The organism is Streptomyces hygroscopicus (assembly GCF_026168105.1).
In the GTDB taxonomy this organism is placed as follows: Bacteria; Actinomycetota; Actinomycetes; order Streptomycetales; family Streptomycetaceae; genus Streptomyces; species Streptomyces hygroscopicus_D.
Window position 1 is genome coordinate 1 of the sequence record NZ_LBMW01000036.1, and the last position, 22,952, is coordinate 22,952.

Consider the following 22,952-nt stretch of genomic DNA (forward strand, 5'->3'; position numbering starts at 1 on the left):
CAAGCCCGATGTGTACCCGACCGGTGTGTACACGCTGCCCAAGCACCTCGACGAGAAGGTCGCCCGGCTCCACCTGGACGCCCTCGGTGTGAAGCTCACCGAGCTCCGCCCCGAGCAGGCCGCGTACATCGGCGTCGAGGTCGAGGGCCCGTACAAGTCCGACCACTACCGCTACTGACCCGGGAGGTGAGCCGTGCCACGCGTCTGCGATCTGCTCGCCGCCGGCCTGAGGTCCTACTCCTTCGAGTTCTTCCCGGCCAAGACCGAGAAGGGCGCACACCGACTGTGGGAGTCGATCCGCCGGCTCGAACCGCTCCAGCCCACCTTCGTCTCGGTGACCTACGGCGCCGGCGGATCCTCCCGGGACCGCACCGTCGAGACGACCCGGCGCATCGCCCGGGAGACCACCCTCACCCCGGTGGCGCACCTGACCGCCGTCCAGCACTCGGTGGCCGAGCTGCGCCATGTCATCGGGTCGTACGCGGAGGCGGGCGTCCGCGACATCCTCGCGCTGCGCGGGGACCCGCCCGGTGACCCGCAGGGCGAATGGCGGCGGCATCCCGAAGGCCTCGACCACGCCGACGAATTGGTGCGCCTCGTCCGCTCATGCGGTGACTTCGGCGTCGGTGTGGCCGCGTTCCCGGAACGCCATCCGCGCTCCGCCGACTGGGAGAGCGAGATCCGGTACTTCCGCCGCAAGTGCGAGGCAGGGGCCGGCTACGCGATCACCCAGATGTTCTTCCAGGTGGAGGACTACCTGAGGTTGCGTGACCGGCTGCACGCGCACGGCTGCGACATACCGGTGATCCCCGGGATCATGCCCGTCACACAGGTCCGCCAGGTCGAGCGGATGGCACAGCTGAGCAACGCCGTCTTCCCGCCGCGGCTGGCCGCGCGGCTCCACGCCGTCGAGGACGACCCCGAGGCCGTACGCCGGATCGGTGTGGAGTACGCGGCGGACATGTGCGAGCGGCTGCTCGCCGAGGGCGCGCCCGGACTGCACTTCATCACGCTGAACCAGTCCACCGCGACCCTGGAGATCTACCAGGGCCTCGGTCTTGCGGGGCAACGGGAGGCGGCGTGAGCGACACGGATCCGCCGGTGCTGGTGGTGGGGGCGGGGCTCACCGGTCTGGCGGCCGGCGCCCTGCTGGCCTGGCACGGAGTGCCCGTGCGGGTCGTCGACCGGCGGCCGTCCCAGTCCCGGCACCCCCGGGCCCGGGGACTCCACCCCCGGGCCATGGAGGTCATGCGCCGGCTCGGCGTGGAGGAGACCATACGGGCCGCGCCGTCCGCGGTGGCGCTGGCGCGCAACGACACCGTCATCACCACGACGTCGCTCGCCGACCGGGAGCTCGCCCGGCTCGACGCCGGCTACTTCATGGGCGCGCAGCGGAAGGTGGGAGGGCTGTCGCCCACGGGGTGGTGCCAGTGCCACCAGGCCGAGGTGGAGCCCATCCTGCGGGCGCGGGCACTGGAATTGGGCGCCCGGGTGGAACACGGCGTCGAGATGACCGACTTCCGTCAGGACGACCGCGGCGTGGAGGTGACCTTGAAGCACACCGCCGACGGCACCGGCGAGACCGTGCGGGCGAGCCATCTGATCGCGGCGGACGGCGCGCGCAGCGGTGTCCGGGAGCGGCTGGGCATGCCGTTCGAGGGGAGCGGGCCGTTCGGCAGGTTCGTCAACATCCACTTCCGCGCGGACCTGTCGGCGGCGCTGAACGGCCGCCGCTTCATCATGGCGTACATCCGCAACGAGCACGTCAGCGCGGGGCTGATGCCGCTGGACAACCGCTCCTTCTGGCTGCTCCACCTCGTCCTCGGCCCCGACGACGACGCGCGCCCCTCCGCCGAGCGGTGCCGCAAACTCGTGCGCGCCGCGGCGGGCGTCCCGGAGCTGGACGTCGACATCCTGGGCATTGCCCCGTGGGAGGCGTCGGCGCGGGTGGCCGCCCGGTTCCGGGAAGGCCGCATCCTGCTGCTCGGGGACGCGGCCCATGTCATGCCGCCCACCGGCTCCTTCGGGGCGAACACCGGCATCCTCGAGGCGCACAACCTCGCCTGGAAGCTGGCCGCGGTCCGTGCCGGGCAGGCGTCCGATGCGCTCCTTGACACCTACGACGGCGAGCGGCGGCCCGCCGCGGCGGCCACCGTCCAGCAGGCCGTGCTGCGCAACCGGGACCGCCAACGTCTGAACGAGACGCCGGGCGCGCGGCCCGACCCGCGGATCCGGCCCGACGCGGTGGTCTGGTTCGGCTCCGACTACGCCTCCGGCACCGGCCGCTGGGCCGACCTCCCGGACGGCCGTCCCGGCACCCGGGCCCCGCACGTGCCGTGGCCCACTGCCGGAGCGGACGGTTCCGTGCTCGATCTCTTCGGCCCCCGTTTCGTCCTGCTCACCGGGCCGGAACCGGCCGACAGCGGCTGGCGCCCGGCCGTGCAACGGCTGCCCCTCGACGTTCACGCACTCCCCGGCACCAAGGCGTGCGCCGCGTACGGCATCACGCCCGACGGCGCGGTCCTGGTCCGCCCCGACGGGTATGTGACCTGGCGGTCCCGGACAGCCGTGCCGGCACCCACGGCGGCCGTGGCCGGCGCCCTGGCCGACGTACTGCACCCCTGACGGGCGACGGAACGGACGGCAAGGCGCCCTCCCCCCGGCGGCACAAGGGGGGAAGGGCGCCCGAGTTCCGTACTACTTGTGGTGTTCGACGATGACGGACGCGTCCTTCGCACCGTCCCCGGCCGCCACCACCGCCGCGAACCGCTCTCGCACCACGTCCAGCACTGGCAGTTCCAGCCCGCTTTCAAGGGCGGCCTGCGTGGCGATCCGGATGTCCTTCTCCATCAGGTCCGAGCGGAAGAAGGCCGGTTCGTACGACCCCTTCAGCATCAGGCCGGCCCGGAAACGCATCACCACGGAGGCGAACCCGGACTCCGCGATGGCCGAGATGACCCGGTCCCGGTCGAGGCCGGCGGCGACCCCGTAGGCAACCGCTTCGGCCATCGAGGCGACCTGGGCGCCGAGCAGGAGGTTCAGGATGAGTTTCAGGCTCGTCGCCGTGCCCGGTGCGCCCAGGTGTACCACCTGGGTGCCGATCGCCTCCAGCACGGGCCGGACCTCGTCCAGGTCTTCCTCGGCCCCCGAGACGAACACCCGCAGTTCGCCCTTTCGGGCCTGGAGGGGATTGCCCACCACACACGCCTCGACGCGCCGCAGTCCCTTCTCGGCCAGCCGCCGAGCCGCCTCCCGGGCATAGCCGGGGGAGACGGTGGAGGTGTCGACGACGAGCGACCCGGGCTCCAGCACGGGGACGACCCGTCCGAACAGCACCTCTTCGACGGCCTGTTCGTGGCTGAGGCTCAGCACGACGACCCCGTGCCCCTCGGCGGCCTGCTCCGGCGAGTCGGCGCCACGAGCTCCGGCCCGCACCAAAGGATCCGCCTTCTCGGCGGTCCGGTTGAACACGGTGAGCCGGTAGTCGCCCTCCAGCAGCCTGTGCGCCATCCCGCTGCCCATGGCTCCGAGGCCGATGAACGCCAGTTGACGGTGGTCCATGACAACTCTTCTCCTTCGTTACGGGGCGCGCCTCAGTACGCGGCGTCCACCTCGAACACGGCGAACGGCGCGACGGTGCGCGTGTCCCGGTACGGCCGCAGGGGCGCGGTGTCCTGACGGTGGTCCGTGCCCTGCTCCCACTTCAGGAAGGCGGCCATGGACTCCCACCGGCTCATCACCGCGAGCGCGGTGGGATCCGCCGGGTTGCGCAGCAACTCGTTGCCCAGTAGTCCGGGCACGCCCGCCATCCGTTCGCTGACCCGGTGGTAGGCGGCCCGGACCGCGGCGAGCTGCTCGTCGTCGTACGCGGCCTGGTAGACGAGGACGCGGACCTCAGCCGGCACGGCCGACCGCCCTGCCCTCGATGCGCTCGACCAGTTCCATGGTGTGGAACGAGCCGTTGCGGCGGAACGGGTGCAGTGTCGCGCGGTGCTCGAGGTGAGCGGGGCTGTTCTCGAACTCCCGGAACTGCTTCTCGTCCACCCAGTCGCTGACGATGTAGTAGGTGCTCTCCTCGCCGGTGGAGCGGGACAGGGACTGGCCGAGGCTGGCCGGGTGGCCGGTCACGGCGTCGCTGCCCTCGCGCCAGACGCGCTCGAAGTCGGTCTCCCGGCCCGGCTCTATCTCCATACGGAGCATCACCCGGAAGGTCATCAGGAGATCCCCCCGTCGACGCCGATGACGTTGCCGGTGACATACCGGGAAAGGTCGCTGGCGAGCCAGAGCACCGCGCCCGCCACCTCGTCCGGAGTGCCGAGCCGGCCGAGGGCGGTCTTCGCTCCGTAGCGCTCGGCCATGAGGGTGCGCTGCTCCTCGGGCAGGGCGTGGAAGTTCTCGGTCTCGATGACCCCGAGGGCGATGACGTTGAACCGTATGCCCTTGGGGCCGAACTCCTTGGCGAGCGAGCGGTTCAGGCCCACCAGCGCCGCCTTGGTCGCGGTGTAGTGGGCGCGCAGCGGGATGCCGGCCTCCACGGCCCGGGAGCCGATGCTGACCACCGACGAACCCGCGCCGAGCAGCGGCAGGGCGTTCTGGATCACCAGGTGGGCGCCGGTGACATTGGTGGTGAAGATGCGCTGGAACTCCTCCAGCGGCAGCTCGGCGTACGGGATGTGGCTGATCGCGCCGGCGTTGTTGACGAGGAGGTCGAGCCGCCCGTGACGGTCCTTGACCTGCTCCAGCAGGCCGGCGACGTCGGACGGTTCGGTCAGGTCGGCGCGCACCACTGCGTGGTCACCGCCGGTCTCCTTCAGCTCGGCCTCCAGGGAGGCGACGTAGTCGCTCTCGCGCTGGTAGCAGGTGACGACGTCGACACCGGCCCGGGCCAGGGCGAGGACGACGCCTCGGCCGACGCCTCGGGTGCCGCCGGTGACCAGGGCCTTCTTGCCCTGCAGTGCGAGATCCATGATTCCTCCGCGGGTGGACGCGACAGTGACGTACGAGCAGGTGGGTGGAGCGGGAAGCGAAACAGGAGGTACGGAAGGGACGGGTCGTCAGAGCAGTGCGTACGGAAGGGACGGGTCGTCAGAGCAGTGCGCTCAGGGCCGCGCAGTTCACCACCAGAGCGGCGATGGTCAGCAGGCTGCGCCGACGGTTCCAGGCGCCCCAGGAGCGGCGCGGGTCCGTGAAGTCCGCCGGCAGGTTGTCCGGGTCGAGGGTGCGCATCCACCGGTTGACTGGGGCGTTGCGCGTGACCGAGATGACGGCCGTGGCCGTGGCGAGCGCGCCGGCCACGGCGAACGCCGCCCGCGCGGCCGGCTCCGGCGCCAGGAACGCCAGGCCCACGTCGCAGCCGACCGTGCCGACGAGGCACAGCGGCATCGCCGGGTCGTAGCGGGTGCCGAAGAACGCGTGGGCGTGTACGTACCGGTCGACGGGCAGGGAGGCCAGATAGGGGAAGCCGCCAAGCTGCGTGCCGAACAGCACCCCGGCCGCCAGCCCGTTCAGCAGCAGCACCAGGGGAGTGAGCAGGGCCAGCACGAGCTCCTCCTCAGCGGACGGCCGAACGTGCGGCGGCCTCGACCTTTTCCTTGATCAGGGCCATCTGCACCTTGGTGTTGCGGTTGAGGTGCTCGGTCATCGCCTCGTCCGTGGCCGGGGCCTGGGGCTTCATGTGGAAGTCCTGGACCCAGCGCATCCGGACACCACCGCCCGGCTCCTGCGTGTACTCCCAGTAGATCTTCATGTACTCGAACGGACCGGTCTCCACCCGCTCCGCGTGCACGGTACGGCTCTGTGCATCGGCGGTCCGCCGGGACACCCAGCTCCAGATCTGTCCGTCCTCGTCCGGGTGCATCGTCAGACGGAAGACCACGGTGTCGCCGTCGTGCTCGAGCACCTCGGCGGAGGCGTACTCGCTGAACAGTCCGGGCCAGTTGGGAACGTCGTTGGTCATCCGCCACACCACGTCCATGGGCGCGTCGATGACGATGTGGTTGTCGGTGTGTCCAGCCATCGTGAGTGCTCCTTGCGTTGTCGTCGCGGTCAGCGGCCCAGCACCAGGGCCGAGGTGAAGCCCCCGTGGCCGCGCGCCAGCACCAGGGCGTGCCGCAGCGGCAGCTCCCGGGGCGCGCCGGTCACCAGGTCGATCTGCAGCCCCGGGGCGGGCCGCCGGGTGCCGACGGTGGGCGGGACCACACCGTCGCGCAGCGCGAGCAACGCCGTCGCCACGTCGAGGGGTGCGCCGCCGCCGTAGAGCCGGCCGGTGAGCGTCTTCGGTGCCGTCACGGGCACCGCCGACGGCCCGAAGACGGCCGTGATCGCCTCCGCCTCGTCACGGTCGTCGGCGGGCAGTCCGGCAGCGTCGGCGAACACCACGTCGATGTCCCCCGGGGCCAACCGGGCCGAACGCAGCGCCTGTTCGGCGACCCGGCGCAGTACCCGGGGCCGCCCCGAGCCGGCCGGCGGGTCGAAGCCGGCGGCGTGGCCGAGCACCCGTCCGTAGCCCGGCAGAGCACCGCGGGCCTCGGCGGCCCCGGCACTCTCCAGCACGAGGATCGCCCCGCCCTCGCCGGGCACATGGCCGCGCGCCTCGGCGTCGAACGGCAGGTAGGCCCGTTCCGGGTCGGTGGCCGTGGACAGCTTCCCGGTGCTCAGCTGCGCGGTCAGGCCGTACGGGCACAGCGAGGCGTCCGTGCCGCCGGTGAGCACCAGCCGGGCGCCCCGGTCGGTGAGCCTGCGGGCCTGGGCGATCGCGTCGAGCCCGCCGGCCTGCTCACAGGCCAGCACACCGCACGGTCCGCGCATTCCGTGCCTGATCGACAGCTGGCCGGTGGTGGCCGCGTAGAACCAGGCGATCGACTGATAGGCGCCGACCCAGGACGGGTCGTGCTGGTACAGCGCCGTCATCTCCTTCTGCCCGAACTCCGTGCCGCCCGAGGACGAGGAGGTGACGACGGCCATCTCGTACTCGGGCAGTCCGGCCGGGTCGACGCCCGCGTCCGCGAGGGCCTCCTCGGCGGCGGCGAACGCCAGATGCGTCCAGTGGTCGGTCTGGGAGACCAGCCGGTTCGGCCGTACGGCGGTGGCGGCGTCGAAGCCCGGTACCTCGCCCGCGAGTTGCACCGGATACCCGGACGGGTCGAACCGGGTGAGCCGGCCGATCGCCGGTTTGCCGGCCAGGGTTGCCGACCAGTGGGCCTCCGTGCCGAGGCCCGTCGGCGCGGCGACGCCGATACCGGTGATCACCGGCGCCCCGGCGGGGGTGCTGACGGTCATGTCCCGCTCCTTCCGGCCGCGGCGGCCGCCGAGCCGGGGCGCGCCAGCAGCATCGCGGTCTGGAAGCCGCCGAAGCCGCTGCCCACGCTCAGCACCACGTCCATCGCGTGCTCACGCGCGGTGCGCGGCACGTAGTCCAGGTCGCACTGCGGGTCCGCGTTGTGCAGGTTCGCGGTCGGCGGGACGACCTGCCGGTCGAGGGCGAGGGCGCAGGCCGCCACCTCGATGGAGCCGATCGCGCCCAGGGAGTGGCCCACCATGGACTTGATCGAGCTCACCGGGATGTCGTAGGCGTGCGCGCCCAGGCTGCGCTTGAACGCGGCGGTCTCGTGCCGGTCGTTCTGCTTGGTGCCGGAACCGTGTGCGTTGACGTAGCCGACGTCCGTGGGGTTCAGCCGGGCCTGGTCCAGGGAGACCCCGATGGCTTCCGCCATCTCCCGCCCGTCGGGCTTCAGTCCGGTCATGTGGTAGGCGTTGCTGCGGCCGGCATAGCCGGCGACCTCGGCGTAGATCCGGGCGCCGCGCCGCTCGGCGGCCTCGCGTTCCTCCAGCACCAGCACCGCCGACCCCTCGGCGAGCACAAAGCCGTCCCGGTCCCGGTCGAAGGGCCGCGAGGCGTGCTCGGGGTCGCTGTTGTGCGGGGTCGTCGCCTTGATCGCGTCGAAGCAGGCCGAGGTGATCGGGGACAGCGGGGCGTCGGTGGCGCCGGCCAGGGCGACGTCCGCGCTGCCCTCCTCGATGAGCTGGACGGCGTGCGCGATGGAGTCCAGGCCGGAGGTGCATCCGGTGGACACCAGCGCTACCGGGCCCTCGGCGCCCACTTCCCACGCGACCTCGGCGGCCAGTGTGCTCGGCACCATGTAGCCGTACAGGTGCGGCACGCCGTACTCGTGGTCGACCAGCCACTTGCGGCCGCGGTCGCTGAGGATGACGTACTCCTCCTCCAGGCCCATGGTGCAGCCCACGGCGCTGCCGATGCTCACCGCGACCCGTTCGGGCTCCAGGTCGGCGAATTCCAGCCCGCTGTCGAGGACCGCCTCACGGGCGGAGACCACGGCGAACTGGGCGGCGCGGTCCATCCGCCGCACCTGCCGCGGCTCCAGGCCCGCGGCGATCGGGTCGAAGTCGACCTCCGCGGCGACCTGGGAGCGGAAGAGGGCCGGGTCGAACAGGGTGATGCGCCGGGTGGCGGTGCGCCCCTCGGCCAGCAGCTCCCAGAACGCCTCCCGGCCGACCCCGCCCGGTACCACGGCGCCGACACCGGTGATGACGGCACGTCGGCTCACGACGCCCCGCCCACGTCCGGGTTGGCCTCGTCGGGACGCTGCGCCTGCTCGGTGTCCACGTGCCCCAGTTCGGGCCGCGGCGCCAGCGGCGACAGATGGAAGGCCAGCGAAGCCGTGGTCTCACCGGTGTTGACCAGACGGTGGCGCACCCCGATGGGCACCAGCAGCGAGTCGCCGGCGGTGAGCGCGATCGGCTCGCCGTCCATCGTCATGCTCAGCTCGCCGCTGACGACGTGCAGGAACTCCTCGGAGTACGGGTGGTAATGCTCGGTGACGAAGTCGCCGGGCTCCAGCGTCAGTACGCCGCCGAAGCCCGAGGTGCAGCTGACGGTGCGGGGGCTCAGGGTGACGCGGATGTCGCCGCCGCGTTTGGTGTTGGGCGCGACCTCGTCGGCGGAGACCTTCACGGTCCGGGTGATGGCGGTGGTCATGGGTGCACGTTCCTTCCTGCGGAAGCTGCGAGGGGGCCGTGTGACACACGGGGTGTCACTGGATGCGCCCCTTGTCCTTCGTCCAGACGTAAAAGGGCTCGGCCATCGCGTCCTTGGGCTCCTTCCAGTTCGGGTCGTAGGGCTCGACGCACTCCGCGAGCCGGGTGTTGATGTCCTCGTAGAGCGGGTGGCTGCGCGCCCGGTAGAGGTTGGGGGAGATGTCCTCGTCGGCCTCGACCAGGTGGAAGTAGAGCCCGTGGAAGCGGAAGAGGGTGCGACGCGAGACCCCGATCATGTGCGGGAGGTCCGTGGCGTCGGACTCGGCGAAGATCTTGGCGATGTCGTCGGTCTTGTCGGGCCGCAGACGGGCCACGATCAGGGTGCGGTGCACGGCGAACCTCCCGGGAAAAGCCTCTGTCGGCATCGGATCCGGACGGTCGCACCGGCGTCTGGAGAGCCGCTCGAAGACACCTGAATTCCCGGCCGCGGCTGGACGGCAGTTCGAGGCGTCCCCGAGCCGGATCGGCTGGGCTGGGACACACACCCCGGAGCGACAAGGAGCCGTCCCATGCCGTTTGCGGCGATCACCTACGACATCAAGCCCGGCCACGAGAAGGAACTCGCCGAGATCTTCGGGAACTTCAAACGGGTACGCGGCAGCAACGTCTTCGACGCCCAGGGCCGCAGCGCCGGAACCATCCTGGCCACCGCGGTCTTCCTGCGGGACGACACGCTGGTCCGCGTCATCGAGTACACCGGCGACCTGGAGGCGGTCGCCCGGTTCATGGCGAACCAGCCGGGCGTACGCGAGGTCGAGCGCAAGCTCAAGCCGTACCTGAGCCGGCCCCGGGACACCGACACGCCGGAGGGCTTCGTGGCGACCTTCAAGCGCAGCCTCCTGAAGACCGTCGCGGAGGTCTCCGTACGGGATCGGGAGCCCGCCCCCCAGTCCTGACCGCCCCAGCACGCCTCCGGCCCTTCCGCACATTCGGTGCGCGGAAGGGCCGGAGGCGTTGCGTGTGTGCCCTGCCCTCAGGAAGCCGTGACGGCAGCCGCCGTCACGGCCAGGGCCAGCACGGCCAGGGTCGTCCGCAGCAGGTGCCAGCGGCGCCACAGGGGCCGCGGATCCTGCCAGTCCGCCGGCAGCGCCGTCGGGTCCAGGACGGCCTTGACCCGCCGGTTGATGGGCACGTTGCACAGATGGGACACCGTCGACACGCCGACGAGGAGCACGGTGGCGACGATGAACAGCACCCGCGCGGAACCGCTCGTCAGTGCGGCGAGCGCGCCGTCGGCGACCGCACTGCCGAGCACGATGACCGGCATCGTGGGATCCCAGTTCCGGCCCAGCAGCCGGTGCGCGTACACATAGGTGCCCGTGTCCATCGCGAACAGGGCGGGCACCACACTCAGAGCCACGGCGAACAGCACCCCCGCGGTGATGCCGCCGCCGAGCAGCGCGATGACCGCGAGCAGCGCGGTCATGACGCCTTGGCCGCCGAGGGATGGGTGTCGACGGTCAGCTGGGAGATCGAGCGCATCGTCGCGTTGCGGAAGTACTGGACGAAATCCTGCGTGCTGGTGGTGTCCCGCTGCTCGGCCAGGAACGGAGCCAGCTTCTCCTCCAGGATGTGCACCCCCTTCTGCGCGGCCATGTGGCGGGCGACGGCCGAGAAGTCGCCCTCGTAGTGGATGATCCGCACCAGCACTTCGTCCTTGACGAACACGGCCGTGCCGAGCAGGCGGCCGGCCCGGTCCCCGGACTCCCCGGCGAAGTCCGGCGTGCTCACCCGCTGGAAGCCCGCGAAGATCTCCGCGATCCGGTCCTCGTGACCCGGCTTCACGCGATAGGTGATGGCGGCGTAGGGCATCAGATTCCTCCGTCGACGTCGAGAGTGACACCGGTGACGTACGCGGCCGCGTCCCCGGCGAGATACAGGACCGCCCCGGCCACGTCCTCGGGACGGCCGAGGCGGCCGAGCGCCGTCATGCCCGCGATGCGCTCGGCAACCGGAGCCGGCAGGCCGGCCCCCGGTTCGGTCTCGGTCACACCGGGAGCCACGGTGTTGACCCGTACTCCCCGGCCCCCCAGCTCCTTGGCGAGGGCCCGGGTGAACCCGACCAGGGCGGCCTTGGAGGCGCTGTAGTGCACGCCGAGCGGCCGGCCGCGCAGCGCCACGGAGGCGCCCACGTTGACCACCGAGGCGCCCTCGGCGAGCAGGCCCACCAGCGCGTGGGTGACCTGGTAGACCGAGGTGGTGTTGTGGTTCAGCACCCGGTGCCACTCCGCCTGGTCCAGGTCCTCGAACTTGGCGTGGCCGTCCACACCGACGTTGTTGACCAGCACGTCGACACCGCCGAGGTGCTCGCGCACCGCGTCCGCCACCAGCCGGGCGCCCGCCGGCTCGGTGACGTCGGCCCGCACCAGTACGGGTGACTCGCCGCCGGCGGCGGTCAGTTCCTCGGCGAGGCGGCGGGCCGGTTCGCCGTCGGTGCGGTGCACGACGGCCAGCCGGGCGCCGGACCGGGCGAAGGCCAGCGCGATCGCCCGGCCGATGCCGCGGGTGCCGCCGGTGACCACCACACGCCGGCCGGTGAAGCCCGTGCCGGCGGGGCCGGGGGACAGGGGGGCGGGAGCGGTCACCGGACCGCTCCGGCGCGCGGGGCCTCCTTGATGAGGTTCAGCAGCAGCCGCGGTGTCTCGGCCTCCGCCACGGCGTCGTCGGACAGCATGATGCCGTGGCGGCGCTCGATCACGCCGGTGACCTGGAGCAGCGCCAGGGAGTCGTAGCCGAACTCCAGGAACGGCGTGTCGAGGGCCTCCTCACCGTCGAGGCTCATGCCCTCCTCCGGCGCTCCGACGCACTCCAGCAGCAGCGCGCTGAGTTCCGCAAGGGTGATGTCGCTCATCGTTCGTTCTTCCTTTCGCAGGCCGACCCAGGGCCGGTGTTCACGGTGGGGAACGGGACAGGGAGGCCGGGCCGGACCGTCAGCCGACCCGGGCCAGCCGCCCGAGCGGCAGGGAGCCGTCCAGGTCGAGCAGGGGGGAGGAGTCGAGCACCGCCCGCTGGAGGTTCTCGATGCCGGGCGAGGGATCGAGGCCGAGGTGCTGGCCGAGCGCGGCCCGCAACTGCCGGTAGGCGTTGAGGGCGTCCCCCCGGCGTCCGGCGCGGTACAGGGCCACCATCAGCTGGCCGTGGATGCCTTCGTGCAGCGGGTAGCGGGCGGCGAGTCCGGAGAGTTCGCCGATGAGCTCATGGTGGCGACCCAGCCTCAGGTCCGCCTCGATTCGCCCGTGAAGCACGCTCATCCGTGACTCCTCAAGGCGGGTGGCCTCCACCTCCAGCAGGGGGCCGCACTGCACGTCGACCAGGGCCCGGCCGTGCCACAGGGCGAGCGCCCGGCCCAGGTAGTCCGAGGTTGCGGCCCAGTCGCCCTGCTCCAGTGTCCGATGGCCGGCCGAGGCCAGCGCCTCGTACTCCTGGACGTCGACCAACCCGCCCTGGGTGTCGAGCAGATAGCCGCCGGGCTCGGTGACCAGGACGCTCTTCGCGCCGTTCGGCAGGCCGGCACGGTCCTCGCCGAGCGCGCCGGAGATGAGAGTGCGCAGCTGCAGTATGTAGGTCTGCAGGGTGGTCTGGACGCTGCGCGGCGGCGATTCCCCCCAGACCTCCTCCACCAACGAGGAGACCGAGACCAACTGGTTGGCTTGCAGGGCGAGCAGGGCGAGCACCTTGCGGGGCTTGACGGCGGTGGGTGTCACCGACACCCCCGACTGAATCGCCCTGAACGGCCCCAGTGCGCTGATGTCCATCCGCGGATCCCCTTCCTAGAAGTACGTTTCAGCCGGTGGGGGCGCGGGCACGGCGCTGTGCAGCGCTGCCCCGACGGCCGCCGGCACCTCGCGGTCGCGGACGAAGAAGTGACCGCCGGCGACGGTCCTGAGGTGGAACCCCGAGCTGGTGCAGCGCTCCCAGGCAGCAACCTGCGCGACGCTCACCATCGGGTCGTCCCGCCCCGCGAACGCCCACAACGGGCAGGGCAGGGGGGCCGGTTCAGCCGTGCGCAGGCCTGCCGCGAGCCGCAGGTCCGCCCGGAGGGTGCCGAGCGTGGCGCGCAGCCAGTCACGGCGGGCGAGCAGCGCCTCCGGCACGCTCGCGTCGTCGGTGAGCAGACCCGCCAGCTGCGCGTCGGTGAGGTTCCGGGCCGTCCCCGCCGCCAGCAGCGGTGAGGGCAGGTGCGGTGCCGGGCAGGCGCCGACCGCCACCAGTGCCGGCGCCCGGTGCCCCGTCTCGACGAGGTGCCGGGCCAACCGGTAGGCCACCAGCGCTCCCAGGCTGTGACCGTACAAGCCGTACGGCCCGTCCAGGAGCGGCCCCAGATCCTGCGTCAGCTCCACGAGGAGCCGGTCGGCGTCGGTGATCGGTGCCTCGCGCCGCAGGGACTCCCGGCCGGGCAGTCGAACCGGGACGACCGCGACGCCCGGGCCGACCCGCTGCCGCCACCCGGCGAAGGCCATGGCGCCCGCGCCCGCGTGGTGGAAGCACAGAAGTCTGCGCGCCGATCCGTCGGCGGGCCATCGCGCAGCGAGAAAACGAGGCACGGGATCCCCTTTCCGTCCCAACGCAGACCTGGGAGACGGCCTCGAGCGTCACCGCACCCTCTGGAAGAGCGCTCAACGAGCGGTCGAGAGTCGTGGTACGAAGGGTGCGTCACCGGTGTGGGGCCGGCCGCCGAAGCCGGGGTCGTGGACGGCGGCGCTCACCATGTAGCGGCCGGCGACCAGCCAGCTGGTGAACGACCACTCCCCGCCCGCGACGGGGGAGCCGTCCGGGCGCAGCAGCTGTACCTGCCTGTCCCGCGGGCTGAAGCCGAACTCGGTGAACCGGAACCGCAGCCCTTGGCCGATCGCCTTGCTGTACGCCTCTTTGAGCGTCCACAGCCGCACGAGTTCGCCGTTGCGCAGCTCCTCCACCACCTGCTGCAGGGCCTCGAGTTCGTATGGGGTGCACACCTGGCGCTCCGTGCCCAGGCCCAGCATCCGCCGGTCGGCGAGTTCGATGTCCACGCCGATCCTGCTGTGCCGGGTCAGCCCGACCACCAGCAGCTCCTCGGTGTGGCTCAGGCTCACATCCAGCTGGTCGATGCCGCGCAGGTACGGGCGGCCGCCGGGCTTGTACGCCAGCTCCAGTTCCTCCGGAGCGGTGCCCAGGACCGCGCCCGCCGCCGACTTCAGCAGCAGCCGGGACGCCACGAACCGCCGTAGGGCCTGCGGCTTTGTGATGCGTCCGAGCCGGGCGTGGTCACGCCCCAGAACCGCCGCCAGCCGGTCGTCGCCGAGGTCGTCGGGGAGCCAGTCGGAGATCGCCGCGTAGATGACGGACGCCCCCGAGGAGCGGACCTGCTCCCGCACCGGATCCCAGGAGGCGCCGGGACCGCGGCACAGCCACGGACGCATCAGCCCACCGGCAGACCGACGAGCTCCGTGAGCCGGTCCGCGAGGTCGCCGAGGGTGCCGCAGCCCAGGAACACGTCCGCCAGGGAAACCTCTGCCAGCTCCGGGTACCGGTGCTCCAGGCAGCACTTCATCTCGATGAGCATCACCGAGTCGACGTCGAGGTCGTCCTCGAGCCGCAGTTCGGGGGTCAGCTCCTGCGACGGCTGCCCGAGCACCCGGGCCACCTCCTCCCTCACGGCACGCAGCGTCGCGGGGACCGGGGCGTCCGCCCGGTCACCCGCCGGGCGGGTGGCAGGAGGGCCGGCCCAGGGGAGTACGGGGGGTGGGAGAGTGGGGCGGGTCATGGTTCTTGTTCCTCCTCGGCGGCGCTCATCGGCCGATCAGGGTGGCGTACAGGTCGTAGCTGCGGGCGTCGTCGAATCGGTCCACCAGCTCGGAGAGCAGTTGTTCCTCGCCGAGCCGGGGCGGTCTGGGGGTCGCCGGGTCGAGCCTGCGCAGCACCCGCGCCAGTGCCATCACCGCCCAGGCCGGGCCGGCCAGCAGGTCGTCGCCGGAGGCGGTGTGGTGGCGCCACACGCCCAGACAGGCGGCGCCCGCGGCGATCAGCGAGTACCGGTCGGCCAGCGCGTACACCCGGGGTTCGGGGCGACCGCCGCGGCGGCTGACCAGGGCCGCGCAGTCGTGCCGGAGCCGGTCCAGCTCGGTGCCGAGCGCGTCGGCGTATCCGGCCAGCGCCCGCTCCAGTTCGCCCCCGCCCGGTGCCCGCGCATGCTCCACGGAGGCCTCCAGGCCGCCCACGAGGGAGTCCCCCTCCGCGGGCAGGGTGAACTCCCAGGGCCGTACGTCGGGCAGCCCGGGTTCGAACGGCTGGAACAGCGCGGCACCGGCCGGACCACTGTCCGGGCCCCGTAGTGCGGGCAGCCGGAGAAGATGGGCGGCGATGGCCGCCCGGCTCGCCTCGCTGCCCACCGGGCCGAGACCGATCATCGGCAGGTCCCGCACCGACTTCTGGAAGGCGGCGTACGCGCCCTGACGCGCGTACGACTCCGCGCCGAGCACGATCGACAGGTCGTACAGCGTCTCGGTGAGGAACATGGGCAGCAGGTACTTCACCACCGCGCTCAGCGTGGCGCTCTCGCGCGGCAGCAGATGCACCGCCCGGGTGGCCACCAGCGCCAGCGCGTCGCACATCAGCAGATCGCTGAACGCGTCCAGGAGCGCCGCCCGGGTGCGGGGCATGCGCAACGAGGCCCGGCTGCGCGAACGGTGGGAGCGGGCGAAGGCGACCGCGGTGCGCAGCGCCGTGTCCGCGCAGCCCAGTGCCATCGACGGGCCGGCCGCGCGGGTGACGGGAAAGGCGCGCGCGGCCAGCTCCGCCCCGTCCGGCTCGGCACCGAGCAGTTCCCGGTCGCTCACCCGGTACCGGGTGAACTCCAGGCCGTGCACCAGACATCCGCGAATGCCGGTGGTGGACCTGCGGGGCAGCAGCCGGAACCCGGGGGTGCCGGACTGGGGGGTGTCGATGAGGAAGGCGCTGTGGGCATCCGGCCCGGACCGGCCCACGCGCGCGAACAACAGCAGTGAGGCCGCCCGCGCGGCGTTGTTGAGCGCCTCCTTCCGGCCACTGAGGAGGTATCCGTCACCGTCGGGGACCGCGGTGAATCCGTTGTGGAGGAAGTCGTTGCCCTCGGCCGGTTGGGGGTAGGCGCACGCCATGCGGCCACCGGAGAGCAACAGGTCCGCCGTACGCCGTCGTTGGTGTACGGAGCCCCCGGACCACACGACCACCGCCGCCAAGTACGTGCTCATCCCGTACCCCAGTCCCAGGGCCGCGTCCCGCCGGAACACCGTCCGCATCACCCGCACCAGGGCGTCCAGGCGCCGCAGTCGGCCGCCCAGTTCCTCGGGCACGAACTCGGCGTTGAACCCGAAGTCCTCGAGCAGTTGTTCCGCCGCCGGCAGCATCCGCCGCTCACCGTCGGCCCGCACGAACTGCTCGGCTCCCAGCGGGTTTCCCGGATCGTCCAGGTCCCCGAAGCCGTGCTCGAGCCGGGCGATGCGCTCCTGCACGCCGGTCTCGGCTGTTTGGGCGTACCCGTGCCCCGGAGTGGTGTCCGCCGCCATGGCCATCACCTCCGACCTCCCTTCCTGTGCGGCTCCGCAGTCCCCGTTCCTCCGCTGTGCCCCGGTCGGTCAAGGGCGGCTCAAGGTGGCCGTGGCACGCTCTTCGACACGCGCCGGGCCCGCGTTCTCGTACGGCCAGGAACTGCCGAAGAGCTCCCGCGGAGGCAGGCCCGGTATCCACATCCAGCCGTACGCCACCAAGGCGTGGAGCACCGGACGCAGCACACTGCGCAGCGGGCCGGAGGGGTTCGGTCCGAGGTTGTCGTTCATGCTCGGCATGGCACATCAGATCCCTTCGTGACACTCGATGGAGGCAGCCTCGCAACCGACGCTCAACCGGGCCTCAAGGAACCCTCGGAGCGGGACCGGGACAGGGCGCCGCCGCCCTGTTGGGCCGCCGACTCGAGTCCGCCTCGAGCGTTCCTTGGTCAGCTGTGCGGAAGGACTCTCAGGTTCCGGTGCGACCGTCAGGCCCGAAGGGAAGGTGCGCAGTGACGCGGAAGACCGCGAGCGGGAGGGCGCGGGAGCCGCGTCCGGCCGGTATGCGCGGAGACCGGGACCAGCAGGTCACCTCTGTACATGAGTTCGTACTCGGCGACGGGCACGACGCCGCGGACTTCGAAGCCGAACTCGACAGGCTGGTGTTGTCCCACAGCACGCGGAAGGGACTGCGGCACCAGGTGGTCCTGCGATCCCTGGACCGTCCGGGCGCCTATCTGCTTCTCGGCTGCTGGCAGACCTCCGAGCAGCTGGTCGACGCGATTCACGCGGACGCCGTCTGCGCCCGCTTCCACCAGCTCGGCCGGCTGGCCGAGGTCACGCCCGGACAGGCGGTGACGGTCGGGCTGATGGCGGCCGGACTCGCCTTGGCCGAAGCTGCGCACGCCTTGCTGATCGGGGCCGTGCTGGCCGGCTCGTCAGCCGCCTTCGAGATGCAGTTCGGCGAGCTGGTGGGCACGTTCCTCCACGACCCCGGGTTCGGGGGCGGTCTGCTGCTGCGGTCCACCCTCGATCCACGCGTCTACCACGGCCTCATCTGGTGGAGCAGTGCGCAGTCCTGCGAAGACGCCGTGCAGGGCGACCACTTCCTTCGGTGCCGTCGCCGCCTTCAGCGCCTGACTTCCCAACTCACCTTCGAAGGCGCGCAGTTCGTCCGAGAGGACGCCTGACTCCGCACGTCCCGAGCGGGCGGCCGTAGGACTCCAGTCACCCGCAGGCGGATTCCGACCGACGTTCGAGTCGGGTGGAACACGCTGGCGACATGCCCGAACACACCTTCTTCACCGTGCTCCGTGGGCATCCGGACGACACAGAGCTGGCCGCCCTGGCGGCGGTGCTGGCGGCGCTGCGCCTTTCCGGGCAGTCCGCAGCGGGCGCGGACACGGCCGCTCCGGTCCGGGGTGCCGAGGCGCCGCGCCGAGCCTCCTGGCACGCGGCCCGGTTCCGTCAGCGTCCCGCGGTGTCCTGGTCGGCTCCGTGAGCCGTCGGCCTCCCGGCCGGTCCGGACGGCAGGGCGGGCAGCGGGCTCGGGCCGGGCCCGCACACCGCTGTTCCGGGACGTTCCGCGTTCCGCGACGGCGCCGAGAAACACCTGCGAGGGGGACGCGTTGACCGAATACCGTACGTTCACCGAGCTCATGCTGGCGCGGAGCGCGGCACACCCGGACCGTGAGGCCCTGCTCCTGCTGCCGGACAACGCGGAGCGCACGAGACCGGAAGCGGTCTCCTACCGCTGCCTGGACGCGTCGGCGCGCCGGCTCGCCGGATGGCTGCAGAGCCACGGCGCCGCGGGCCAGCGGGTGCTGCTCATGCACCGGTCCCGCCACCGTTTCGCCGTGAGCTTCCTGGCGTGCCTGTACGCCGGCGCCGTCGCCGTGCCCGCTCCGCCGGGCGCCGGACGAGCCCACCACGCGGAGCGCATCGCCGGGATCGTCCGGGACACCGCGCCCTGCGTCGCGCTCACCGACGCCGCCCTCGCCCCCGAGACGTCACGGCTGCTGGCCCAGTGCGGACACGGAAGCACACCCTGTCTGCCGGCCGACGTGGTGCCCGCCGCCGAACCCTGGAATCCGCCAGAGCTGTCCCCCGACACGGTCACCTACCTCCAGTACACCTCCGGATCCACCGGCCACCCGCGCGGTGTCGTCGTCACCCACGCGAATCTGCTGGCCAACCAGCGGGCGATCCACGAGGCGCTGGGCACCGAGCCGGGTGCGCGGCTGGGCGGCTGGCTGCCGCTGCACCACGACCTCGGCCTCGTCGGGCAGCTGCTGCACCCGCTGTGGCTCGGCGGCACCTCGGTGATGCTGTCCGCCGAAGCGTTCGTCAGGTATCCGGTGCGCTGGCTGGAGGCCATCAGCCGGCACGGGATCACCGCCAGCGGTGCCCCGGACTTCGCCTATGACCTGTGCGTACGCCGGATCACCGATGAGCAGCTGGCCGGGCTCGACCTGTCCGGCTGGCGGACGGCCGTCTCCGGCGGCGAGAGCGTCCGGGCCGAGACGCTGCAGGCCTTCGGCGAACGCTTCGCCCCCGCCGGGTTCCGGGCCGAGGCCTTCGTGCCCTGCTACGGGCTGGCCGAGGCCACTCTGCTGGTCTCCGGCGGCAGGAACGCGGAGGCGAGCCAGGAGCGCACGGTCGACGCCGAGGCGCTCGAGCGGAACCAATGGCACGAGCCCGTACCGGGCCGGCCGGTGCGCCGGCTGTCGTCCTGCGGGCCGGCCGCCGGATGCGACGTCCGGATCGTCGCCCCCGAGACTGCGGCCGTGCTGCCGGAGGGACGGATCGGAGAGATATGGGTCCGAGGCGCCGCGGTGGCCCGCGGCTACTGGCGGGACCCGGGCCAGACCGCCCGGGCGTTCCACGCCGTGACGAGTGACGGCGAACGTGGCTTCCTGCGCACCGGCGACCTCGGTGCGCTGTGCGATGGAAGGCTCTATGTCACCGGACGCCTCAAGGACGTCATCGTGGTGGCAGGGCGGAACGTCTACCCGCAGGACGTGGAACGCACGGTGCAGCGCGTGAGCGCGCTCTTCGGGCCCGGTACGGCCTTCGGCGTGCCGGGCGAGCGGGAGCGGGTCGTGGTCGTCCAGGAACTGCGCACCCGCAGCAGCTTCGATCTGGACCTCGACGCCCTCGCCGCCCAGGTGGAGCGATGTCTCGCCGAGGAGTTCGACGTCCGGGTCGGCGGCGTGCTGCTGGTCCGCCCCGGCACGGTGCGCCGCACGACCAGCGGCAAGGTGGAGCGCTCCGCGATGCGGGAGCTGTTCCTGGGCGGTCGGATCCGGCCGCTGCACCAGCGGCTCGACAGCGACCTCGCGACCGTACTCGCCGTGTGAGCACGCCGACAGGGGGAAACGAAGGGGGCAGATGTGGATCGCACACCGCACGGTGAGCCGGCCGAACCCGATGTTCTGGCGTGGCTCACCCGGCGAATCTCGGACTACGCGTCCCGGGAGATCAGCCCGGAGACTCCGCTCTCCGAGTGCGGACTGGACTCGGTGGCCGTGCTGAGTCTGTTCGGCGACATTGAGGAGGGCTTCGGTTCGCTGATCGATCCCGACGACATCTGGGCCTACGCCTCGGTCCGTGCCCTGGCGCACCACATCACCGTGTGCCGGTCCCGCCTCGGCGACGGCGGGCGGATCCGCCCGGCGTTCGTTTTCGGAGGGCAGGGCGCCCAGCACCCCTGTATGACGGCCGGCCTCCACCGCGACTCCGCCGTGTACCGAGCGTGCCTGACGCGGGCGGACGAGGCGCTACGGCCGTATCTCGGCTGCTCGGTCGCCGAGGTGATCCTCAGCGGCGGTCCCGACATCGACCGTACGGCGCTGTCGCACTCGGCGGTCTTCGCCGTCGGCTACGCGCTGGCGGAGACCCTGCTGGACGCTGGGGTGCGGCCGGTGGCGGTGGTCGGGCACGGCGTGGGGGAGCTGACCGCGGCCGTGACCGCCCGGGCTCTCCCCCTGGCCGAGGCGGCCCAACTCGTCGCACTACGCGGGCAGTTCATCCAGGACCTGCCGGACGGCGGCGGCATGCTGGCCGTCTGTGCGGACCCCGACGAGGCGGCGGACGTCATCGCCGGTGAGCCCGAGGTGTACATCGGCGCGATCAACGCGGCACGGGCCACCGTGCTCTCCGGCCGCCTCGATGCACTGGCGCGGGTGCGTGACGCGCTGTCCGCGGCCGGCCTCTCCAGCAGGTTCCTGTCTGTCGGGCACGCCTATCACTCGCCGTGCATGAACCCGGTGGCTCCCCGGTTGCGGGCCCTGGCGCGCCGTTTCCCCGGCAGCCCGCCCGCGGTGGCCTACTACTCGCCGGTGTACGGCCGACAGTGGACGGAGCGGCTGGGGGCGGACTACTGGGCCGTGCAGGTCACCTCCCCGGTCCGGTTCGCCGCGGCCGTGCGGCGGATGCTGTCCCAGGACATGCCCACCCATGTGGTGGAGATCGGCCCGAGGCCGGTGCTCACCCCGTTCGTGCGCAGGATCGACGGGGCAGCCGGTCCGCGTTGCCTGCCGGTGTGCCGAGGCCCCGAGACCGACGTGGTGGATCTCGCCGGAGTCCTCTCCGCGCTGGATGCCGGGCCGCTCGCCGAGGACTCCATGATGTGGTGATCGGAACGACCCGGCGGCCGCTGTTCCGTCAGCGGCCAGGTGGTGACCGCCGGCCGAACTCCGCGGGCCCCACGCCGGTCACGGTATCCAGCCGGCCTCCTGGGCTATACGGATGGCGTCGACCCGGTTGCGGGCGTTGAGCTTGGAGACCACCGTCGTGAGGTAGTTGCGCACGGTTCCCTTGGTCAGGTAGAGGGCTCTCGCGATGTCGGCGGCGTCGCCGCCGAGGGCTGCCAGCCGGAGCACTTCGGTCTCCCGGCGCGACAGCGGGGACTCCACCGCCTCCCAGGCGGACAGCGCCAGTTGGGGGTCGACGACCCGCTGCCCGGCGGCCACCGACCGGACCGACTGGGCGAGTTGACTGGGCGGCGCGTCCTTGAGCAGGAATCCGCAGACCTGCGCGGACAGCGCCCGGCGGACCGTGCCCGGACGACCGAGGCTGGTGAGGATCAGCGCGCGGCAGCTCGGCAGCCGCTCGTGCAGTTCCGCAGCGGCGGTGATTCCGTCGGTGCCCGGCAGGTCGATGTCGATGACGGCCACGTCGGGACGGGTGCGCAGGGCCGCCTCCACGATGAGGTCACCGCGGTCGACCGACGCGACCACTTCGAGATCCGGTTCCAGCTCCAGCAGGGCGACGAGGGCCCCGCGGATCATGTGCACGTCCTCGGCAAGCAGGATTTTCAGCGACAGCATAGATGTCCCCCGATCAACGTGCTGTTCCGCCGTCGTGCGGTGAAGGTTATCCGTTGTCCCGCTGTGCCGTACCTGCCGGACGTACGGGAGCCTCGGCGACCAGATGGAACCGACCGTCCGCGTGTACACCGGAGGTGAGGCATCCCCCGACGGTGTCGAGCCGGGTGCGGAGGTTGTCCAGGCCGCTGCCGCCGGGGCCGGGGAAGCGGTCCTTGTCCACCACTCCGTCGTTGACGAGGGCCAGGCGCACGGTGTCGCCCTCGCGGAGTGCCGTGATGGTGCACGACTGCGCCTTGCTGTGCCGGAGGATGTTGGTCACTCCTTCCCGAAGGGTGGTCGCGAGCGCCGTGTCCACCGCCGGGTGCAGCCGGCCGCAGCGGATGTCCAGGGCAGCCCGTATGTCCGCCGCGGCCAGCACCGTCGCGGCCGACTCGGCCTCGTCCGCCAGCGACATCTCGCGGTAGCTGCGGGCCACCAGACGGGCGTCCGCGAGGGCCTGCCGCGAGACATCCAGCACCGAGGTCACCTCCTCCAGGGCACGCGACGGGTTGGCCACCACCAGACGGTGGATCAGCTCGCACTTGAGCGTGATGGCCGACAGGCTGTATCCGAGCAGGTCGTGTACGTCCCGGGAGAAGCGCAGCCGCTCCTGGGCGACCGCCATGCGGGCCAACTCCCGCCGGGCCGAGTGGACTTCGTGCACGAGGTCGGTCAGCCGGGTCAGCCCGTACAGCACCAGGCCGGTGAGCAGGGTGGTGAGCGGGGTGTACAACTCGGCGACGACCGGCAGATGGAGAGCGAAGGCATACCCGCCGATCACCACGGCCACCAGTGCGAACAGGATCCAGGACAGTGGAGCGGGCAGCATGAGCAGGATCGATGCGCTGAAGATGCCGCCCATGCTGCCCCAGGTGATTCCGAACCACAGGAAGGGGGCGAAGGTCAGGACCGCCTGGACGGTAAGCGTCAGGGCCTTCCACGGCATCGGCCAGCGACGGGTTTTGGGTGAGCTATGCAAAAGTTGAACGGCGAAAAGGGCTGTCACCGTGCCCACGCAGAGAAGAAG

Annotated in this window: 30 protein-coding genes; 8 read left to right on the plus strand and 22 right to left on the minus strand. The window is 71.9% G+C overall.

The window, feature by feature from the left end; translation table 11 throughout:
- From AAW14_RS28250 to AAW14_RS28260, 3 genes are all read left to right on the plus strand, one after another.
- On the plus strand, positions 1-178 hold a 178-nt coding region (locus AAW14_RS28250; RefSeq protein ID WP_265566906.1), incomplete at its 5' end, for an adenosylhomocysteinase.
- Between the two features lie 15 nt (positions 179-193).
- Entirely contained in the window at positions 194-1,084 is an 891-nt protein-coding gene (gene metF, locus AAW14_RS28255; RefSeq protein ID WP_265566790.1) for a methylenetetrahydrofolate reductase [NAD(P)H], read from the plus strand.
- Positions 1,081-2,625: an FAD-dependent monooxygenase gene (locus tag AAW14_RS28260; protein WP_265566791.1), complete on the plus strand. Its 1,545-nt coding sequence runs from the start codon at positions 1,081-1,083 to the stop codon at positions 2,623-2,625. Before metF ends, AAW14_RS28260 begins: the two co-directional genes overlap by 4 nt.
- Positions 2,626-2,697: 72 nt before the next feature.
- On the opposite strand, the gene AAW14_RS28265 is transcribed toward AAW14_RS28260, so the two are convergent.
- The 10 genes from AAW14_RS28265 to AAW14_RS28310 form a co-directional block, all read right to left on the minus strand.
- Positions 2,698-3,561, minus strand: a complete 864-nt coding sequence (locus AAW14_RS28265; protein WP_265566792.1) for an NAD(P)-dependent oxidoreductase — start codon at positions 3,559-3,561, stop codon at positions 2,698-2,700.
- Positions 3,562-3,593: 32 nt separating this feature from the next.
- Positions 3,594-3,905, minus strand: a complete 312-nt coding sequence (locus AAW14_RS28270; RefSeq protein WP_265566793.1) for an antibiotic biosynthesis monooxygenase family protein — start codon at positions 3,903-3,905, stop codon at positions 3,594-3,596.
- Positions 3,895-4,215, minus strand: coding sequence for an antibiotic biosynthesis monooxygenase family protein (locus tag AAW14_RS28275; RefSeq protein ID WP_265566795.1), 321 nt, complete (start codon positions 4,213-4,215; stop codon positions 3,895-3,897). The genes AAW14_RS28270 and AAW14_RS28275 overlap by 11 nt, the downstream gene beginning before the upstream one ends.
- The gene (locus AAW14_RS28280) at positions 4,215-4,967 is read right to left on the minus strand and encodes an SDR family NAD(P)-dependent oxidoreductase (protein WP_265566797.1); all 753 of its coding nucleotides are present in this window, start codon (positions 4,965-4,967) and stop codon (positions 4,215-4,217) included. Before AAW14_RS28280 ends, AAW14_RS28275 begins: the two co-directional genes overlap by 1 nt.
- Before the next feature lie 118 nt (positions 4,968-5,085).
- Positions 5,086-5,541 (minus strand): anthrone oxygenase family protein, encoded by a 456-nt coding sequence (locus AAW14_RS28285; RefSeq protein WP_265566799.1) that lies wholly within the window; start codon positions 5,539-5,541, stop codon positions 5,086-5,088.
- Between the two features lie 10 nt (positions 5,542-5,551).
- A complete protein-coding gene (locus AAW14_RS28290) occupies positions 5,552-6,016 on the minus strand; it encodes an SRPBCC family protein (RefSeq protein WP_265566800.1) in 465 nt (154 codons plus the stop codon).
- Between the two features lie 29 nt (positions 6,017-6,045).
- Positions 6,046-7,278 (minus strand): ketosynthase chain-length factor, encoded by a 1,233-nt coding sequence (locus tag AAW14_RS28295; protein ID WP_265566801.1) that lies wholly within the window; start codon positions 7,276-7,278, stop codon positions 6,046-6,048.
- Positions 7,275-8,564, minus strand: a complete 1,290-nt coding sequence (locus AAW14_RS28300) for a beta-ketoacyl-[acyl-carrier-protein] synthase family protein (protein ID WP_265566803.1) — start codon at positions 8,562-8,564, stop codon at positions 7,275-7,277. The genes AAW14_RS28295 and AAW14_RS28300 overlap by 4 nt, the downstream gene beginning before the upstream one ends.
- Positions 8,561-8,995, minus strand: coding sequence for a cupin domain-containing protein (locus AAW14_RS28305; RefSeq protein ID WP_265566804.1), 435 nt, complete (start codon positions 8,993-8,995; stop codon positions 8,561-8,563). The genes AAW14_RS28300 and AAW14_RS28305 overlap by 4 nt, the downstream gene beginning before the upstream one ends.
- A 55-nt stretch (positions 8,996-9,050) precedes the next feature.
- Positions 9,051-9,386: a TcmI family type II polyketide cyclase gene (locus tag AAW14_RS28310; protein WP_265566806.1), complete on the minus strand. Its 336-nt coding sequence runs from the start codon at positions 9,384-9,386 to the stop codon at positions 9,051-9,053.
- A 177-nt stretch (positions 9,387-9,563) separates the two neighbouring features.
- On the opposite strand from AAW14_RS28310, the gene AAW14_RS28315 reads away from it, so the two are divergent.
- On the plus strand, positions 9,564-9,950 hold the full coding sequence (locus AAW14_RS28315; protein WP_265566808.1) for a SchA/CurD-like domain-containing protein: 387 nt from the start codon (positions 9,564-9,566) through the stop codon (positions 9,948-9,950).
- 77 nt (positions 9,951-10,027) lie between these two features.
- On the opposite strand, the gene AAW14_RS28320 is transcribed toward AAW14_RS28315, so the two are convergent.
- The 10 genes from AAW14_RS28320 to AAW14_RS28365 all read right to left on the minus strand — a co-directional run bounded on the left by AAW14_RS28320 (position 10,028) and on the right by AAW14_RS28365 (position 16,847).
- Positions 10,028-10,480 (minus strand): DUF1772 domain-containing protein, encoded by a 453-nt coding sequence (locus AAW14_RS28320; protein ID WP_265566809.1) that lies wholly within the window; start codon positions 10,478-10,480, stop codon positions 10,028-10,030.
- On the minus strand, positions 10,477-10,866 hold the full coding sequence (locus AAW14_RS28325; protein WP_265566810.1) for a SchA/CurD-like domain-containing protein: 390 nt from the start codon (positions 10,864-10,866) through the stop codon (positions 10,477-10,479). Before AAW14_RS28325 ends, AAW14_RS28320 begins: the two co-directional genes overlap by 4 nt.
- A complete protein-coding gene (locus tag AAW14_RS28330; RefSeq protein WP_265566812.1) occupies positions 10,866-11,639 on the minus strand; it encodes an SDR family NAD(P)-dependent oxidoreductase in 774 nt (257 codons plus the stop codon). Before AAW14_RS28330 ends, AAW14_RS28325 begins: the two co-directional genes overlap by 1 nt.
- Positions 11,636-11,905, minus strand: a complete 270-nt coding sequence (locus AAW14_RS28335) for an acyl carrier protein (protein ID WP_265566813.1) — start codon at positions 11,903-11,905, stop codon at positions 11,636-11,638. Before AAW14_RS28335 ends, AAW14_RS28330 begins: the two co-directional genes overlap by 4 nt.
- 79 nt (positions 11,906-11,984) lie before the next feature.
- A complete protein-coding gene (locus AAW14_RS28340) occupies positions 11,985-12,809 on the minus strand; it encodes an AfsR/SARP family transcriptional regulator (protein WP_265566815.1) in 825 nt (274 codons plus the stop codon).
- A 15-nt stretch (positions 12,810-12,824) separates the two neighbouring features.
- Complete coding sequence (locus AAW14_RS28345; protein WP_265566816.1) at positions 12,825-13,598, minus strand: thioesterase II family protein; 774 nt, start codon at positions 13,596-13,598, stop codon at positions 12,825-12,827.
- 72 nt (positions 13,599-13,670) lie between these two features.
- Positions 13,671-14,453 carry a 4'-phosphopantetheinyl transferase family protein gene (locus AAW14_RS28350; protein WP_265566818.1) on the minus strand — a complete coding sequence of 261 codons (783 nt, stop codon included), beginning with the start codon at positions 14,451-14,453 and terminating at the stop codon, positions 13,671-13,673.
- On the minus strand, positions 14,453-14,797 hold the full coding sequence (locus tag AAW14_RS28355) for an acyl carrier protein (protein ID WP_265566819.1): 345 nt from the start codon (positions 14,795-14,797) through the stop codon (positions 14,453-14,455). Before AAW14_RS28355 ends, AAW14_RS28350 begins: the two co-directional genes overlap by 1 nt.
- Positions 14,798-14,822: 25 nt before the next feature.
- Complete coding sequence (locus AAW14_RS28360; protein WP_265566820.1) at positions 14,823-16,577, minus strand: acyl-CoA dehydrogenase; 1,755 nt, start codon at positions 16,575-16,577, stop codon at positions 14,823-14,825.
- A gap of 69 nt (positions 16,578-16,646) precedes the next feature.
- Positions 16,647-16,847: a hypothetical protein gene (locus AAW14_RS28365; RefSeq protein ID WP_265566822.1), complete on the minus strand. Its 201-nt coding sequence runs from the start codon at positions 16,845-16,847 to the stop codon at positions 16,647-16,649.
- 221 nt (positions 16,848-17,068) lie between these two features.
- Between AAW14_RS28365 and AAW14_RS28370 the strand changes: the two genes are divergently transcribed.
- The 4 genes from AAW14_RS28370 (at position 17,069) to AAW14_RS28385 (ending at position 21,193) form a co-directional block, all read left to right on the plus strand.
- Entirely contained in the window at positions 17,069-17,746 is a 678-nt protein-coding gene (locus tag AAW14_RS28370; protein WP_265566823.1) for an antibiotic biosynthesis monooxygenase, read from the plus strand.
- 92 nt (positions 17,747-17,838) lie between these two features.
- Positions 17,839-18,057, plus strand: a complete 219-nt coding sequence (locus tag AAW14_RS28375; RefSeq protein ID WP_265566825.1) for an acyl-CoA carboxylase epsilon subunit — start codon at positions 17,839-17,841, stop codon at positions 18,055-18,057.
- A 127-nt stretch (positions 18,058-18,184) separates the two neighbouring features.
- Positions 18,185-19,915 carry a fatty acyl-AMP ligase gene (locus AAW14_RS28380; RefSeq protein ID WP_265566826.1) on the plus strand — a complete coding sequence of 577 codons (1,731 nt, stop codon included), beginning with the start codon at positions 18,185-18,187 and terminating at the stop codon, positions 19,913-19,915.
- A 33-nt stretch (positions 19,916-19,948) separates the two neighbouring features.
- Positions 19,949-21,193, plus strand: a complete 1,245-nt coding sequence (locus AAW14_RS28385) for an acyltransferase domain-containing protein (RefSeq protein WP_265566827.1) — start codon at positions 19,949-19,951, stop codon at positions 21,191-21,193.
- A 78-nt stretch (positions 21,194-21,271) separates the two neighbouring features.
- On the opposite strand, the gene AAW14_RS28390 is transcribed toward AAW14_RS28385, so the two are convergent.
- Both AAW14_RS28390 and AAW14_RS28395 read right to left on the minus strand, forming a co-directional pair.
- Positions 21,272-21,886, minus strand: a complete 615-nt coding sequence (locus AAW14_RS28390; RefSeq protein ID WP_265566828.1) for a response regulator transcription factor — start codon at positions 21,884-21,886, stop codon at positions 21,272-21,274.
- Between the two features lie 46 nt (positions 21,887-21,932).
- Positions 21,933-22,871 carry a sensor histidine kinase gene (locus tag AAW14_RS28395; RefSeq protein ID WP_265566829.1) on the minus strand — a complete coding sequence of 313 codons (939 nt, stop codon included), beginning with the start codon at positions 22,869-22,871 and terminating at the stop codon, positions 21,933-21,935.
- Positions 22,872-22,952 lie beyond the last annotated feature (81 nt).